Source organism: Enterococcus sp. DIV0213h, from assembly GCF_051711285.1.
Classification (GTDB): Bacteria; Bacillota; Bacilli; order Lactobacillales; family Enterococcaceae; genus Enterococcus_D; species Enterococcus_D casseliflavus.
Map to the genome: position 1 here is coordinate 3,203,351 of NZ_JBIOMH010000001.1, position 16,794 is coordinate 3,220,144.

Genomic DNA, 16,794 nt, shown 5'->3' on the forward strand with positions numbered 1-16,794 from the left:
CTTACGCTCCTTTCTTTCTAAGCTGATCATAGTAGTAATACAACGCCCAGATACCTGCCAAACCAAATGCACAGGCAATTCCTACGAGCCAAACCATCGGTCCGTTACCCCCTGCTTGAGGCAATTCAGTCGTTTTATCGTTTTCTTGATAAACCATGATGGTTTGATTTCCCTCACCAATCGTGACTTTGATTGGTTTTTTGATCAATTCGTATCCGGCAGGTGCTTTTGTCTCTACAAGATTGTATTCGCCTGGTTGGATACCCGTGAAGTTCAAATAGCCGCTTGCATCGGTGGTTGCACTACCGACTTTTTCCGTTTGATCATTGCCTTTGTATAGATCAAAGGTGGCATCAGCTAACGCTTTTCCTGAAGCTTTTTCGACATCACTTAACTTTCCATCTCCATTTGCATCAACGGCAGTTCCTGTTTCGTATTTAAATAACCGAATAGTAGACAGGCGGATCAAGCCAATGTTGACATCTGTCACATGGTGAACATGCTCTTTCAGATTTTCATCTGCCGCTAAATCTGTTAATTCTGGTAAATCATACGCTGCTGTTTTAAATGTATCTTGATCCGCTTTGGAGTTTAGTGTAGGATCATCCCCAACCAAAGGAGTCGTTACTGCAAATTTCTTTTGAACCACTTGATCACCAACCACAAATTCAGCAATGTACTCGCCTTCTGGCAAGTTTTGGAAAATATATTTCCCAGCTGCATCGGTCTTGATCAATGAATTCCCCGAGTCATCAACGAACTTTTCCCCCGATAAGCTTTCCTTGACTAACTCGTTTTGGTACGTTTCCTCTACAAAGCTTGTGCGATAAAGCTTGACTGGAATGTCTTGGGCAGCCAATTCCTTGGTGCCATTTGCCAAATTGCCGATCAAGCCATCTAAGTTATCGTCATACCAAGCCACACCGGTAAGATCACGACCGTAGACGGTGGTTTCAAAATTCTGCGAGCGAACATCCATGTCCAAATAAGAATTGAACCGAATATTATTGACCAAAACATCTCCTGGTTCTTGCCCACTTGGATCAATGGTGACTGTCAGGGTGATCGTGTCACCAACTGGTAGTGACTCTGTCGTCACTAAAAATCCTTTGGCTTTTGAGATGTCAGAATTACTTGAATACAGTGTCCAATCGTTAATATCATTAGGATCAGTTGTTTCACTCACTGTCTCGTTTGTGAAATAGATTTTTGCATTTGGATCATCAACCGTTACTTCTGTCACCTTGTAACTTCCGTGGAAGATCGTGCCTCTTGAGTCACCATCATATGGAAGGACATCGCTGATTCGAGCATCTTTAATCGGTTGTGCAGATTCGTTTTTCGTCGTCATCGTATACTTGATAGCATCGGTTACCCCAACTGGTGTATCATCGCCTACTTCAATAAGCTTTTTGTCACCAGTTTTGCTAACGATCACTTGTTGGATCAAGTTTTCTTTGAAGGTATCCGATGAAGAACGAATCGCTGCAGTTGCTTCATCTTTCACTGTCGGATCATCCTTGCGCCACATCTCACCTACAGTAGAAACAGTCAAATTACCGGTAAAGCCACTTGAATCGAAACTTAGTTTTGGAAACTCAGAGGTTGCTTTGAAATTGACTTCTATTCCAGTGGTCAATGGCATGTCTGAGAAGGACCAGCGAAGTTTTGTCGTTCCGTCGGCGTTATTCGTAATAGTCGGTTCTGGAAGACTATTTCCTGTTGCATCCTTACTAGAATTTGCTTCGTAATGGATACCTTTTGGTAAGGTGGTCGTCAGTGCACCGTCATAGTCGACCGTACTTGTGCCAGTCAGCGTTCCAGATACTTTCATAGAAATCGTTTCAGTCGTATCATAAAGCTCTTTTTCAACTTCTGTTTTTGTTAAAATACTGAACGGATTGACATACGCTGATTCACCAATCCAACAAACGTAAAGCATCGGATAAGAGGTGGCTTTCCCACTAGAGTCATATTGGGTTGGTAAATACTTTCCATTATTGACATTCGGCCAAAATGGTTCATCCTTGACAGGATCATACAAAACGTTGCCATTATTGTCTTTAAACTGCTGTACAGTCAATAATACTAATGGATTTCCAGCTGGCGTTTTATTCCCTGGCTGCTTTTGAATCACTTTTAAAGGTATCTTCGGCATGCCTTTCCAACCAGTTGGAACGGAAGTTTTTGCATAACAAGCTACTGCAGAGATTTCGCCACCGCTTGCTATTGCTTCTTGGGGTGTTGAATACCAATTGTACAGTGCTTCTGTATTAGTAAAAGCATATACTTGCATTGTCGTTGGCGGTGAGTTTGCGAAATTTTTAGCTACCCCGTACTTAAATTTAGGAACACCAGCTTCGGTACTCGCCCACGACTCTCTAGAGGTATCATATTGCAAGGCACTGGGGTCCCACATCAAAATGGTGTCTATTTCATACACTGCCTCATTCGTCGTTCCCACAAAGTTAAAAGCAACAATTGAATCGCCAGAATTTAGACGCGCATTTCCTGTATTGACAGCGATAGAAGCTTCATTCAAATCTAAGTTTGTTAAATTACTTGTAATGTCTTCTGGATCACTTGCTTTGGCTAATACAGGACCGCCAGTATAGGCGCCAGCTGGCGTAATGATGTTTGGATAACTAATACTGCTATTGTTCGCTGTTGTTACGCCATCATACGAGACAGAATCAATATAAAAGGTCATATCATATCGATTCCAGTTATTCGTTCGTGCAAGGGTTTCTGTCTGGCTGCGATCCCAAGACATAATCAGCTCTAAACTTGAAAACGCTTTGGATGAACCACTAGTGGTTCTATTTCCAGTCATGAGGTACGTATATGGATTGACAACACCTGCATAGTCGGAGTTAGTGACATTGCCATTTGTGGTGACATTGAAGTTACCTGACTCATAGACACCAATCTCTTCAAGCAAGCCTTTAGGTTGCGTGGAATAAATCTCGCCAGTGCTAGCATTGGGAGTCGCTAATGGTGTAGTAAATACATTCGTATTTACCGTCCCAACGTTTTTGGTAAATGGTTGCGTCCGCTGATAAGTCGCTGGTGCATAAGCACCTATCGAGTAATTGGCATATTGACCAGTACTTAGGTTGTTCGTTGTCGAGCTCCCATTGACTTGATAGGTTCCTTTTTGCTTAATCGTGTAGGTGATTGGCCCGCTTGGGAAAGAGGCTCCTCGATAGTCACCAGCAGCTCTACCTTCTATCGGTTGTAAAACTGTTACTGCGCCTACATCATAAGCATCTAAGTTCGTATTGGTTCCACCAAATACTTCAGTTCCTTTTTTCCTATCCCCCGCAACCAATTGAACTTGTACGGATGGCTTAGCAGATACAGATGTTTGAGGTACGCTAAATTCAGTATCATACACATTGTTGACTATTTCCGTTACACCACCATCCAGATTTTCAGCATCAAGAATGGTCAATTCAAAGGTTGGTTCAATCGTAGTTCCATGTTTGGCATCAAAAACATTCACGACAACTGGAACAAAGACTTGTCCGGTATCACTGATAACTGATTCCATGATCCCTTCAGAATATTGAGTTCCATCATTTGAAGCATTGTCATAGTAGTTCCCATTAGCGATTTCGCCATTGACTTGAGGGACTCCATTGGCATCTTTTGTGATGGCATTCGGTAGGGTGGCTTTTAAACGATAACGAATGTTTGTATAATTTTGATCTTTCGTATCATTTTGAATTGTAAAAGATACAAGATAAATCACTTGATCATGGGAACGAACAATCGTATTTGTCTCGTTTGAGTCGTAACCAGGGTTATCATTCGTGTCAAAAGATGCTGTTCCTGTTTTCACACTAACTTTTCCTTCTCCCATTTTAATTGGAGAAGTAGCAGTAGTTCCTACTTCCTTTGACGTAGCTTCACTAAAATAAATGGGCTTATTCAAGGAATCTTCAGCAGAATAATCCTCATTCGTTAGCTCTTGTAAGCTTTTATCCGTCACAGTTGTCGGAACAACGATCACCTCCGCATTGGAATTCTCATTAGCTGAAGCAGCTTTGCCATCATCTGCCTTTAGCGTAGTTGCAGATGGGATAGCCCAGATAAACAACAAAGCGAGTACAACCGGAAACAGAACGGCGACAAGTGTATTTAATTTAAGTTTGTTCATGACTTAAGTCACCTCATTCTTTCCATTTGAACTCCTTTTAGTTTGTTTGACGTTTTTTATCAATCACTACTGCTGCTGTACCAATCGTGATGGCGCCAATTGCAATGGCGATCAACAAGGTCGTTCCAGCGCCCCCGGTGAATGGTAAATCAGTCTTCGTTTCATTGACGATGGTTGCTTCAATGATATCGTTGGTTTCACTTGCTAAATTCACTGTGATCTGTTGTGGTGCTTTCAACAATTCATAGCCTTCTGGGGCTTTTGTTTCAACGACCCAGTAATCGCGTTTGATGTCTTCTTTAGCAAATGTTGGCTCAGTACCAATGTCTTGTTGTCCGTCACCGTCTGTATCGGTATACCAGTTCAATTCAAGACCGTTAAATTCTGCAAGTCCTTGATCGTTTGACGTTGCTTTTAATAATGTGACGCCAGTTGGTAATGCAGGAGTTGTTGTTCCGTCATTATTCAAGGTGTACGTTTTGCCATCAGAAGCTAAGAATTTGTTGGCTTTGGCATCTTCTTCACTGGTTGCAAGATGGAATTCCGCACCTGCCAATAATTTTGCTTCATCTTCTGCTGTTTTCTTAAGATCGAACCCACCTGTGTAGTATTCTGGGTCTTCTTCTGGTGGAGAAGGAACTTCAACTGGTTTAAGACCTGGACTCAAATAGTCAACATCCATGTGGTTGATGATGGTTCCATTAAAGTCTTTATCGGTATGGGTTTCAAAAACAACTTGGATCTTAGTATCACCGTTAGTTGCAACTTTCTTCATTCCAGCTTCTGTCAAGCTAACAGCAACAGCTTTTGCATTTTCAGATTGGTCAGTGATTGGCCCTGCAGTCACATCAGTACCGTTCAATGTAACGGTGTAATCCGTTCCTGGTTGAAGCGCTACCCAGTCACCAGTATCGGTCTTCGTATTAACTGTTAAGCCATCCAATAAAATCTTTTCGTTCAGCGTATCGCGAATCGTATAGTAATCAGCGTAAATTTCATCGCCTGCTTTTACTGGAATATCCGCAATTTGAGTACCATCTTTGTCATAGACTGGTGTAATGACCATGTCTTGTGATGCAATTTGATACAATCCGCTTGGAAGAGATGCGTTGGCTTCCCATGTAAAGTGATTGCCCGCTTTGTTTGAGAATCCTTTTCCTTCTTCAACGGTCTTATCTGGTTCAAGTAGGGACTCCATCAAGTTTTTCGGTTGTACTTCTACGTTATAAATCAATGAGCCTAGATCATCACGATCCGTTTGTGGTACTTGCACAAAGAATGGATCTGCTGGTTTTGCGACAGCAGGAGAAACGTCACGGTCATCTTCTAATTCGGTAACTAGATAGATACCGTCTGCTGCATTACCAGTTCCCAAGTCAGCTACAACAGACCCATCTGCGCCGGTCGTCACTGTTTGAGCAGTAAATGTAGTATCAATCGTGTAATCTGTTCCTTCTTTTTGAACAAGTGGATTCGTTAACGCCGCATTGCCAACTGGTTTTACACGTTGAATAAAGAATTTGATCCCTGCTAGCGGTGTCTTCGTAACATCTTCTTTTTCCCCGTCGCCACGGTCGCCAAGTTCAGATAAATCTTTCACTTCATATTTCCAAAGGGTAATGGAACGATCAGTTGTGTTATCTGCAACAGGTCCGGTCGTTGCAGCATAAGCAGAAACAGATCCCACAACGGGCACAACGATGCTTCCTGCAGTGAAAAGTGACGTGGCAATAACAAATTTGGTTATCATTTTTTTCTTTGGTTTCATTATTGAACCTTCTTTCTTATTCTTATCTAGCAACAAAACAATCCAACATTTTTTCAATCTACATAATAATCACTCCTAAAGTGCCTCTTGATTTACTATGATTATGAAATAAATCAGCTCTGAGTAACTGACAAAATCAGCCTAGAAAATTTTTATTTCGGTCTTATTTGGCATTGAAAAATTCTGATTATTTGTGTGAATTCGACGATGAGAGCGGATTCAATAGTCAGTGATAGTAGATTTTCTCCAAAATGTTGGCATTTTGGCTCTCAAATTCCAAAAAAACTGGCTCAGCTTTTTAAAAGAAACTGGGTTCTCCATTGGGTCTTTAAAAGAAAAGGACAAAATTCTGATAAAAATGCTTATCTCCTGTCGCTTTCTTCTGAGCAAACAAAAAAAACCGCTAAAATTAGCGGTTTTAAACAGAAATTTCTTTTGATTTGGATAAAAAAAGATTGAAGGATTTTAGGGAAAAGAAGGGTTTTTAGTTTTCGGAACTAAGTGTTCTAGCTGATTAATTATTTCCTCATTCTCCACCATAAATTGTTCTTGTCAATAAGTTGCATTAAGCATTTGCTGCTTCAATTGCTACAAATTGGATATACAAACTTAGACAGTTTATAGGTTAATAAAGCCTTGGGTAATCTTAGATCGTCTTATAATATTCTAAAACTTTATTAAACATGTTCGAGTCTTTCTGAAGCCCGGAAATTTTTTCGATAGTATTTTCTATCCCGTTATTTTTAATATACTCTTGTAATTCCACTGCTTCCTCATCACCAGCATCATCATACTTAAAGGCATATGCCGCACCGTATAGCAAATGATCATTGGATAATCCATATTCAGAAGCAATATATGCTGGTCCCATTATTCTGTCATCTGGAGATAATTTTCGAATTGGCTGACGTGCCACCCTAACAATAGGGTCGTTGATTCCCTCTTGATTATAATCATCATATCTTTTTATAATCATATTATTGATATACTTATTCATTTCCTCATTAGAAAAGCCAAATTTCTTTTCTAATCCCGCTGCAGATTCAACTATCGCCTTTTTTACTATGCTTTGAATCTCTGCATCACGTAATGCTTCATCAACCATTGTATAGCCTTTGGTATAACCAATATAGCTAGTTATTGCGAGCCAACAATTCACTAAATAAATTTTTCTTTTGAGTACCGCTTCTAAATCATCTACGTACTCTGCTCCTTTAATGGGTCGACTATCTGGATCATCTAACTTCTGTCGTTCAATCGCTAGTTCATGAGAATCACTAATTGCTGTTCCTTCTTTACCGTTGTAAACTCCCCCAAATACAAATCTATCAACGCCAGTGTTGGGATATGCTCCAATTTCGGATAACTGATTTATCGTAATGATTCCAGTTTCACTCATAAGATTTACTAGCATATCTGTGCCCATAATAGCATTCTCGCATGCCATTACGAGAACTCTTCTTCCACCCTTAGCTAACCTTTTTTTTAGCCCCTTAGCTAAGATAGGTGCTACACTGATTAAATTTGTTTGCATGACAGATGTTGTGATGATGTCTACTTGCGTAATCACTTCAATTATTTCTTCTTGATTTTTTTTTAGAGACAAGGCAGAAACGTTGTCAATAATTTTTTCCTCATAATTATGGTTCGTTAAGAATAGACTATAACAATTATTTCTATTGATATCTTCGATCAAGGTATCAGAAACATCCGCAAAAATAATTTCGTATCCATCGTCATGGAGAAGTTCTCCAATAAAGCCCTGACCAATCTTTCCTGCTCCAAAGATTAATGCTTTTTTCATACTCAACTAGCCCCCTTCACTTTATCCTAGTACAGCCATAAATTCATCGTGATATTTCCCAAATGTACTTGGGTGTTTAAGGATTTTAGAGGCACTACCAACTACAAACCCGTTTGCACCACTTTCATACATTTTTTTACTGTTCTCTGGTGTCGTATTACCATCAACTAAGAGATCAATTTGAGGATTAAATGAATCTAGCAGTTGCCTAATTCTTTTTAATTTAGTAAAAGAATTAGGGACTAATTTTTGTCCTGCAAATCCTGGGTTAACTGTCATTAAAGTCACATAATCAAGTTGGTCAAGAGATTCTTCTAAATAGGAAATGGGTGTCCCAGGACTAAGAACTAAACCAGCTCTACAATCCATATCTTTGATTTTTTGAAGCAATTGATACGGTTGATTCGTCGTTTCTGGATGAAAACTTATCCAGTCGTCTTTCCTTGTTCGAAACATAGAAAGGTATTTCTCTGGTTCATTGACCATCAAATGTATATCTATTGGTATGTCGGTCATCTCTCTTAAATCACTAAAAACAGATGTACCTAACATGATATTTGGTACAAAATGACCATCCATTACGTCGAAATGGATGACAGAGAGTTTATACTGATCAAATTGATTCAAATACTCTTCATATTCGTATATTTTTGGAACCATTATTGATGGAGAAATAAATGTATTCAACCCCATATATTGCACACATCCTTTATTATTTTATAAGTGTAAATAACCACTTTTTAAGTTACTACTTCAACTTTCTTTATATCGCTTAATTTTGTAACTTCGAGTTAAACTGTTTACTAATTTTATTCCTTAGAAAATTCCGATGATCGCACCGATAGCTGAGAGCAATACTAAGATCAGCAATACGGAAGTAGATTTCATTTTTTTATTCAGACAAATCAAAGCAATCATCGTTACTGCTAGTGGTAGCATACCTTTTAATAATTTATCTAAAATATCAGTTTGTACATTCAAACTTAAATCATTAAACTTAAACACTAAACTCGTACTCAAGCTGACATAGTTTGCTGTCAACGCACCAATAACAACACCGCCCATTACTTTCGCACCTAGCATCACTTTTTTCAGAAGGTCGCCCCCCATCAATTTCTGGATTCCTTCTTTCCCGTAGCTATAGCCTTGCATCCATAAGTAATATGCAAGTCCCAGCATAATGACGAACATTGACACAATATAGAAAATAGGACCAAAGATATTCCCTTCTGAACCGATACTAATGGCGATTGAGAGAAGAATTGGCACCAGTGTACCTTGCCACAATGTATCACCAATTCCAGCTAATGGCCCCATCAATCCTGTTTTAATTGAGTTGATTGCATCTCCAGTAATTGGGGCACCTTCCGCTTTTTCCTCTTCTAATGCAATTGTTAAACCTCCAATGATTCCTCCAAAGTGAGGCTCTGTATTAAAAAATTCCAGATGACGATGATAGCTTTTTCGCAGAGCTTCCTCATCATCGCCATAAAGTTTATCTAAAACTGGTAGCATTGCATGTAAAAAACCAGATGATTGCATGCGTTCATAGTTATAATTTGAATGAGAAAAACATGTCCAACGCCAAAAGCTTTTTTTTACTTCCTTTTTAGTTAGTTTCTTTTCTACTGTCTTTTCCATTAATTGGTCACACTCCCTAGCTTAAACTTGATTTAAAAAATAATTGCGTATAAATAAATGCCGTAATAAAGGCCAAAATCGAAACAGCAATAATAGGTAATTCCAAATACACTGCCAAAACAAACCCTAAGAAATAAAATGCCGCAGTGTCTTTGCTCATGATTGATTTCAAAATCATCGCAATCCCCAGTGCAGGAAGAACACCCCCAATTACTTCAAGTACGTGTAGCGGCTTACCTTCTAAGGCATCCAGAATATCCTTCACAACGCCAGATCCAAAATAGGCAACAAGAAACACTGGAATCACTGAAATCAACACCAAAAAAAGCTGTGGTATAAACATTTGAATACGATCGATTTTTTTGGAATTTAATTCATCTGCTGCTTTATCAATCATGTGTAAAAACGAAATATCGACTGTCATATGAGCAATCCAAATCACTGTTCCCAATAAACCAATTGGTACTGCCATCGAGACTGCTACTTCGGGCGAAGCATTCGCAGCCATGGCTAAAGCTGTTCCTAGTGTTCCAGCCAATCCTGGGTCCATTGGCACGGTACCACCTGCAGAAATATAGGCTAAATAAGGCAAGCTGATTGCCGCTCCAATCACACATCCCTGAACAATATCACCGAGTACCAAACCTACCAAGGTTCCACAAATCAGCGGACGTGCTAGTACGGTACTTCCCAATAGTGTAAGCCAAGGTGTGCCATTTATACTCAGATAATATATCAGCCCAATCAATAAAGCTTGAAAGACATTAATCTCCATTTTCTTCTCTCCCTTTTATAAGTATTGTTCGATATTTGTGCTTTTTTCTTCTGGGATTACTTGAACATAGACAGACGTCCCATCTGCGATGATTTGCTTGAAGCAATTACGCTCTTCATCACTAATAGAAATATTTCGATACAATTGCGTGCGATCTTTTCGTGCACCCATTCCACCGACATTTAGTTCTTCGATTTTCACACCACCATCCATAATATTTTTGATCACTGTTGGGTTCTTTGCTAAAACAATCAGCTTATTTCCATCTGAATCTTGTGACAGATAATCGATCGACTGCTTCTCAGACATAATCAGCACTTTGATACCTGAAGGGGCTGATGAAGTCATGATCATTTTTAGAAATTCATCCTGTGCAACTTCGTTATCAATAATTACAATTTCGTTTGCCTTCGTTTCATGAACCCATGCGGTCATTACTTGACCATGAATTAGGCGATCATCAATTCGAGCAAAGACAATATTTCTCATTATTCTTCCTCCTTTGCAAATGTTTGCGCTTCAGTAAATAATTCCTTGATACCAGCTTTTCCCGTATGCATGATATGGGTTACTAATTCATCCAGTTCCATCGAGCTTCTCATTAAAACGCCCTCAATAAACATCGAAAAATTGACTCCAGAAATAGAACGATACTTCGTGTTTGGCAATTTTTTCACACAATAAGCTGTTGCCTTAAATGGGCTCGCCCCGTAAAGGTCTGAAAATACCAGTACGCCTTCTCCGTCATCCATTTCTTGAATTTTTTCAGCAGTCTTATCATAAAACTCATCAATATTGTTCCCTTCATAGAGCCCTAGATAATCGACTTTTTCATTCGACCCGACAATCATTTTTCCACTTTCTACAATTCCTTGCGCAAGATTACCGTGACTCAAAACTAAAATTCCAATCATACACTCATCCTTCCTTTCAACTTTATATAAAGCAATTAGCATGCCAGTTTTTCCACACACATGAAAACCGCTTTAGAATAGGAATTTCTATCAATAATTTTCTATGTGTAACATCTTTTTATCACACTTTTTCATTTTTCAATGTGTGCAACGCTAAAAAAGATCGTCTGTTACACTTTGACTGTAACAGATGATCTTTTATAAAAATCCTTTAATAATTTTTGTCACATATAAAATCTCGCTATCAGAAATAGTTGTTCCATACATTCTTTCTAATATAGCTACTTCTCTTTTTACTTCTCTAAATTCAACATCTTTATCCAATTCCTTTACTTCAAAATCAAGGCTTTCTTTACGAATCGCTCGCTCCAACATTCCAAGACAATGAAAATAGAATTTTATGACAAGTGTATCAATAATTTCGAAATTCATTCGTTTAGCTAGCGAAATCAATATTTCATCCAGAGCTTCGGTTGCCTTATAGACATTCAAAAATATCACACTTTTCTCTAATGAATTATAAAAAAGATGATCTTTATTTTTTATAAGTCGACGACTCGAATAATCAAAAATATTCGAATCACGCTTATTCCCCATGAAATAAGTACTTTCTTCTAACAATTCATGAACGAGTTTTTTCATACCCATATTGGCAAACAAAGCTTTTCTAGTAGCTTCAATGATGATTGGAGATGTAACATTATCAATAATCATGATTTCTATTCCAGTTTCTTTTGCAATTTTACTTGGAAAAGATGAAAATGAACCCATATCAGCTAACAGGAGCACTCCAGAACCTCGATCAATTCGCTTAACGGTTTGCAAGGCTTTATGATACACATTCTCAATACTCTCCTCAAGTGGCATGTCAACTCCGACTGCGTGACTTATCCCTAATAAATCATTAACCATTTTGGCTAAATTGGTGGCTACACCGACACCATGCATAAGTATCAAAATTCCAATAGGATTTTGTCTGACATTTTGATAAATGGTGTCCAAAAACAACTCGATGATTTCCTGTTCTTCGATTGGAATTTGTATACCCATTTTTCGATTGATTTCGCTAATCAGCTTATCCGCGTATTTCTTGAAGTGTGTCTCTGAACCTGGCTCAACAATTTTTTTCGATCGATAAGGGCTATTACTTGTTTGAAGCTTTAATACTAAGGCTTCAATATGTAAAGCTAGATTATAAGTGATATGCGGATCGCTTTTAACCTCCAAAGCAACTGATATTTCTTGGATTGTTTCTTCAACAATGTCCAATATTTCTTTGGAAACAAGTTTTTCGATTCCCTTATTCGCTTGGACATCCACATGGTCAGGCTTTAAGTCAACTTTAAAAAAATCATCAATAAATGACGTGATTTTTTGTTGAATTTCTTTGATTGAACGACCCTCTTTTAACAGAGTTGAGTACCTTTCTAAGACCGATTGATAAAAGGAGGTTTCATTTCCGATTGCATCTGGAACTGTTATCGGAAATGATTGCTCAGAACGCATCTTCTCACCTTGAAAATACACAGTGTCTTGAATACTACTATTTTCTATAGGCTGAATCACTTCGCAAACTTCTATGCGTTCGAGTGTGATACAAATGGTATTTTTTTCCTGGATCATAGCTTGAGCAAATTCCTTAGCGCATAAAATTTGAATGTCATTTTTTAATTGGCCAATATTGCCTGAACATGAATAGGATGCTAAATAGTTGATAACTGATTTTTCAACTTTGATTTCTCGCTCAATTTTTTTGGATTCAATACAAAAGAAGTAATCAATCAATTGCAAACGTTCCTTAAAAGTTCGATCCTTGAGATCAGGCAATGTTAGCACCATAGGAAACCGTCGTTTAAATGTTTGTAATAATGAGCTATCAATACTCTCTGTTGTGGCACACAATATCAGTATATTAACTTTTCTGGCTGCAGTGTCAGATTCCCCTAACCTGCGAAATTTTTGAGTATCAATAATTGTGAAAAGCATTTCTTGCCCCTCAGGTGGGAGACGGTGAATTTCATCTAAAAACAATACGCCATGATTCGATTTTTCGATAATACCCGCTTTTTCCGTATCCGCTCCCGTGAATGCACCTTTAACATATCCGAATAAGATCGATAAGAGGAGCTGCGGATTATTAGAATAGTCCGCACAATTAAAATGGACAAAGAGACTTTTATTAGTGAACCTACCAATTTCTTGACCATATTGAAACATTATTTGGGCAAAGGTACTTTTCCCGACACCTGTAGACCCCAGAATGATCGTATGTAATCCATTCGGGGGGTACATTATCGCTGCTTTGGCAGAATTAATGTGTGTACTTAGACTTCCTTCAGCACCGATAAACCTAGAAAACGCATTCATTTTTTCTGATTTTTTTATTAATATATTTGGAGAATGCACTCTTCTCGGAGACTCAGAACCTTTTAAATGGTTTGTCTGATATTCACTGTTTAAAAAATACTGTACCGGCTTTCCCTTTTCTTTTCTTACTTGACCTTCTCTAACCAAATTATTCAATTCTCTACTTGCTGCTGTACGACTAATTAGTAACTGCTTAGATACATCCGCTGTTGTAACTTTGGCACCTCCACACTCACTAATAAAAGATAGTACTTCTTCACGTCTCCCCATTAAAACACCTCTCCTAAACACTCATTCATGACTTGTCTATAGATTATAAATAAATGAGAGAAAGAATCAAGTTTTCATTGATAAAAATTAAAAATCAAAGCCGAGGATACACTGAATTATTTCCCTCAAAACACTACCCAAATAATCTAAACATATTTATTCGTAGTTTGTTTAACACTGATGAATATTGTAGAACCAAAAAAAAACCCGCTCAAAGAGCGGGGCTAACGTTGTTGCCAACGATTGATTATTTGTTTAAAGCGTCTTTTGCTTGGTCAGCTAATGCAGTAAATGCTGTTGCATCGTTTACAGCCAAGTCAGCTAACATTTTGCGGTTGATGTCGATTTCAGCTAATTTCAAGCCGTGCATCAATTTTGAGTAGCTTAAGCCATTCATACGAGCCGCTGCGTTGATACGAGCGATCCACAATTTGCGGAAGTCGCGTTTCTTTTGACGACGATCGCGGTATGCGTAGTTGTATGAATTCATTACTTGTTCTTTTGCTGTTTTAAATAGAGTGTGTTTAGAACCGTAGTAACCTTTTGCTAATTTAAGCACTTTTTTACGACGTTTACGAGTTACTGTTCCACCTTTAACACGTGCCATGTATAATTCCTCCTAATATGAAAATCGATAATTGTTTGTATACGTGAAGCTTGGGTTACGCAATTATTTCATGCGTGCTAGTTGTTGACGGATACGTTTGTAATCGCCAGCTGAAACCATTGAAGCTTTACGCAATTGACGACGTTGTTTTTTTGTTTTGCCGTGGAAACGGTGACTGGTAAAGGCACGGAAGCGTTTCAATCCGCCGCCGCCAGTGCGTTTTACGCGTTTTGCTAATCCGCGGTGTGTTTTTTGTTTTGGCATAACTAATTTCCTCCTCAAAATCTTTCGTTATCTGACTTTAAACTGAAACTCAGTGAGTCATTATTTATCGTTTTTTGGTGCTAATACTAAGAACATACTGCGGCCATCCATTTTTGGCTTTTGCTCAACAGTTGCCAAATCAGCAGTTTCTTCCGCCAAACGATCTAACACTTTCTGACCAATTTCTTTATGGGTAATGGCACGGCCTTTGAAACGGATCGAAGCTTTCACTTTGTCCCCTTTTTCAAGGAATTTACGTGCATTACGCAATTTTGTGTTGAAATCATTGACGTCGATCGTTGGACTTAAACGAACCTCTTTAATGTTGATTACTTTTTGTTTCTTACGAGCTTCACGGTCTTTTTTCTGTTGCTCAAAGCGGAATTTCCCGTAATCCATAATTCTTGCTACTGGCGGCTTCGCATTTGGTGCCACCAATACCACATCAAGGTTTGCTCGTTCTGCAATTTGCAATGCTTCAGCTTTACTCTTTACACCAAGTTGTTCGCCGTTTTGATCAATCAAACGCAATTCACGTGCACGAATGCCGTCGTTTACCATCATATCCTTTGCTATGGTCATTCACCTCCGAGTTTTTTGAGAGAAAGAAAAGCTTGTCGATTCGAAATCAGACAATAAAAAAACGAGTTCTTCACGAACCCGCACGTACTCCACACAAATAAATGGTAGGAATCCTATTCTGCCCAGCGATATCTTCACTCAGGCGAGAAGCGGGTGCTTCTGCTTTTATTTCTCAACTTTTATAGTATACTGCTTTTTTCTCTTATTGTCAACAGTTTTCATGATTGTTTCAAAAAAAAGCCGGAGCATACGCTCCGACTTTCGTGTTGCTTATTCTGCTTTCAATGCAGCCATCGTGATGTAGTTGTATGGTTGGTTGAAGTGAGGCAAGAAGAAGATATCTAATAGCTTCATCTTGTCGATCGTTACGCCTTCTTCGATCGCTAGTGAGAACATGTGGATGCCCATTGCGATTTCAGATGTACGTGACGCCATTTGTGCACCAACGATGCGGCGTGTTTCTTCTTCATAGACGATGCGGATCTTAACTGTCGCATTTTCTTTCATGAAGCCTGGTTTTTGGGTATCTTCGTAATCAGAGTATTTCACTTTCATGCCATTACGTTCGGCAGCTTCGACTGACAAGCCAGTTGAAACCATGTTGTAGCCGAAGATCGAAATCCCGTTTGATCCTTGAACACCTGTTGATTCTAGAGACGTTCCGCCGATATTATGGGCAGCGACGATCCCTGAACGTACGGCATTCGTTGCTAATGCGATATACGTTGTTTGTTGCAAAGCATTTGAGTACACCGTTGCACAGTCACCGACTGCGTAAACATCTGCATCGCTTGTCCGTTGATGGCGATCCACTAAGTACGCGCCGTTAGCAAACAACTCCAAATGATCTTTGCCTAGCTCGTTGTTTGGTAAGAAACCGATCGCGTTGATCACTAGATCAACTGGGTATTCGCCGTTGTCTGTTACAACTGCTTCTACTTTCTCTGTTCCTTTGTATTCACGTGCTAATTCACCGAAATGCAATTCAATGCCATTGTCAGCTAAGTTTTTGTCCATATCTTCTGTAAACCATTTGTCGTAGTAGTTTGGCAATGCCCGTGTCGCTGCATCAAAAAGCAACACATTTTTGCCACGGCGTTTTGCTGCTTCAGCAATTTCAACACCGATGTAACCAGCACCGATAACGGCAACGTTTTTCACGTCTTCTGATGCTAACTCTTTATCAACCGTTTGTCCGTCTTGGAATTTTTTCAAGAAATGGATGTTTTTCAAGTCACGTCCAGGTACTTTTGGTGAAATCGGTACAGAACCAGTTGCGATGACAACTTTATCATAAGATTCAACGATCGTTTCACCGTCATTGGTTACAGCGTGCACTTCTTTTTTCTCAAAATCGATATGGTCAACCACTGTTTCCATATGGATTTTTGCACCTTTTGCTTCAAAATCTTCACGTTTTGTATAGAACAAGCCTTCGTATGAATCGATTTGACGTCCAACCCATAAAGCAGTCCCACAACCTAGGTAGCTTAAGTTTGTATTACGGTCGATCATTACGACCTCTTGGTCTTTGTAGTTATCTAATAGTGTATTGGCAGCAGCAATCCCCGCGTGGTTTGCACCGATAATAACTGTTTTTGTCATGGAAAATTTCCTCCTTTTGTTTACATTGTCATTAT

Annotated in this window: 14 protein-coding genes and 1 other annotated feature; of the genes, 1 reads left to right on the forward strand and 13 read right to left on the reverse strand. The window is 38.9% G+C overall.

Annotated features, from left to right (window positions below):
* Position 1: 1 nt before the first annotated feature.
* Together IGI77_RS14965 and IGI77_RS14970 are read right to left on the reverse strand one after the other, a co-directional pair.
* Complete coding sequence (locus IGI77_RS14965) at positions 2-4,162, reverse strand: SpaA isopeptide-forming pilin-related protein (protein ID WP_438770288.1); 4,161 nt, start codon at positions 4,160-4,162, stop codon at positions 2-4.
* Between the two features lie 37 nt (positions 4,163-4,199).
* A complete protein-coding gene (locus IGI77_RS14970; RefSeq protein WP_438770289.1) occupies positions 4,200-5,930 on the reverse strand; it encodes a SpaH/EbpB family LPXTG-anchored major pilin in 1,731 nt (576 codons plus the stop codon).
* Positions 5,931-6,125: 195 nt separating this feature from the next.
* Here IGI77_RS14970 and IGI77_RS14975 point away from each other — a divergent pair, with 195 nt between their 5' ends.
* The gene (locus IGI77_RS14975) at positions 6,126-6,389 is read left to right on the forward strand and encodes a hypothetical protein (protein WP_438770290.1); all 264 of its coding nucleotides are present in this window, start codon (positions 6,126-6,128) and stop codon (positions 6,387-6,389) included.
* Positions 6,390-6,576: 187 nt separating this feature from the next.
* On the opposite strand, the gene IGI77_RS14980 is transcribed toward IGI77_RS14975, so the two are convergent.
* The 11 genes from IGI77_RS14980 to nox all read right to left on the reverse strand — a co-directional run bounded on the left by IGI77_RS14980 (position 6,577) and on the right by nox (position 16,759).
* Entirely contained in the window at positions 6,577-7,734 is a 1,158-nt protein-coding gene (locus IGI77_RS14980; RefSeq protein ID WP_438770291.1) for a mannitol dehydrogenase, read from the reverse strand.
* A 21-nt stretch (positions 7,735-7,755) separates the two neighbouring features.
* The gene (locus IGI77_RS14985) at positions 7,756-8,427 is read right to left on the reverse strand and encodes a ribulose-phosphate 3-epimerase (protein ID WP_428206724.1); all 672 of its coding nucleotides are present in this window, start codon (positions 8,425-8,427) and stop codon (positions 7,756-7,758) included.
* Positions 8,428-8,550: 123 nt separating this feature from the next.
* On the reverse strand, positions 8,551-9,375 hold the full coding sequence (locus IGI77_RS14990; protein WP_438770292.1) for a PTS system mannose/fructose/sorbose family transporter subunit IID: 825 nt from the start codon (positions 9,373-9,375) through the stop codon (positions 8,551-8,553).
* A gap of 16 nt (positions 9,376-9,391) precedes the next feature.
* Positions 9,392-10,150: a PTS mannose/fructose/sorbose/N-acetylgalactosamine transporter subunit IIC gene (locus IGI77_RS14995; RefSeq protein ID WP_428206727.1), complete on the reverse strand. Its 759-nt coding sequence runs from the start codon at positions 10,148-10,150 to the stop codon at positions 9,392-9,394.
* 15 nt (positions 10,151-10,165) lie between these two features.
* Entirely contained in the window at positions 10,166-10,639 is a 474-nt protein-coding gene (locus tag IGI77_RS15000; RefSeq protein WP_428206729.1) for a PTS sugar transporter subunit IIB, read from the reverse strand.
* The gene (locus IGI77_RS15005) at positions 10,639-11,106 is read right to left on the reverse strand and encodes a PTS sugar transporter subunit IIA (RefSeq protein WP_428213449.1); all 468 of its coding nucleotides are present in this window, start codon (positions 11,104-11,106) and stop codon (positions 10,639-10,641) included. The genes IGI77_RS15000 and IGI77_RS15005 overlap by 1 nt, the downstream gene beginning before the upstream one ends.
* 156 nt (positions 11,107-11,262) lie before the next feature.
* Entirely contained in the window at positions 11,263-13,701 is a 2,439-nt protein-coding gene (locus IGI77_RS15010) for a sigma 54-interacting transcriptional regulator (protein WP_438770293.1), read from the reverse strand.
* A gap of 247 nt (positions 13,702-13,948) precedes the next feature.
* Positions 13,949-14,308 carry a 50S ribosomal protein L20 gene (rplT, locus tag IGI77_RS15015; protein ID WP_003128653.1) on the reverse strand — a complete coding sequence of 120 codons (360 nt, stop codon included), beginning with the start codon at positions 14,306-14,308 and terminating at the stop codon, positions 13,949-13,951.
* Between the two features lie 63 nt (positions 14,309-14,371).
* Positions 14,372-14,572 (reverse strand): 50S ribosomal protein L35, encoded by a 201-nt coding sequence (gene rpmI, locus IGI77_RS15020; RefSeq protein ID WP_003128650.1) that lies wholly within the window; start codon positions 14,570-14,572, stop codon positions 14,372-14,374.
* Between the two features lie 60 nt (positions 14,573-14,632).
* Positions 14,633-15,154: a translation initiation factor IF-3 gene (infC, locus tag IGI77_RS15025; protein WP_005228103.1), complete on the reverse strand. Its 522-nt coding sequence runs from the start codon at positions 15,152-15,154 to the stop codon at positions 14,633-14,635.
* A 47-nt stretch (positions 15,155-15,201) separates the two neighbouring features.
* Positions 15,202-15,325 (reverse strand) — a sequence feature (ribosomal protein L20 leader region).
* Between the two features lie 99 nt (positions 15,326-15,424).
* Positions 15,425-16,759 carry a H2O-forming NADH oxidase gene (gene nox / locus IGI77_RS15030; RefSeq protein ID WP_005228102.1) on the reverse strand — a complete coding sequence of 445 codons (1,335 nt, stop codon included), beginning with the start codon at positions 16,757-16,759 and terminating at the stop codon, positions 15,425-15,427.
* Between the last annotated feature and the right edge of the window lie 35 nt (positions 16,760-16,794).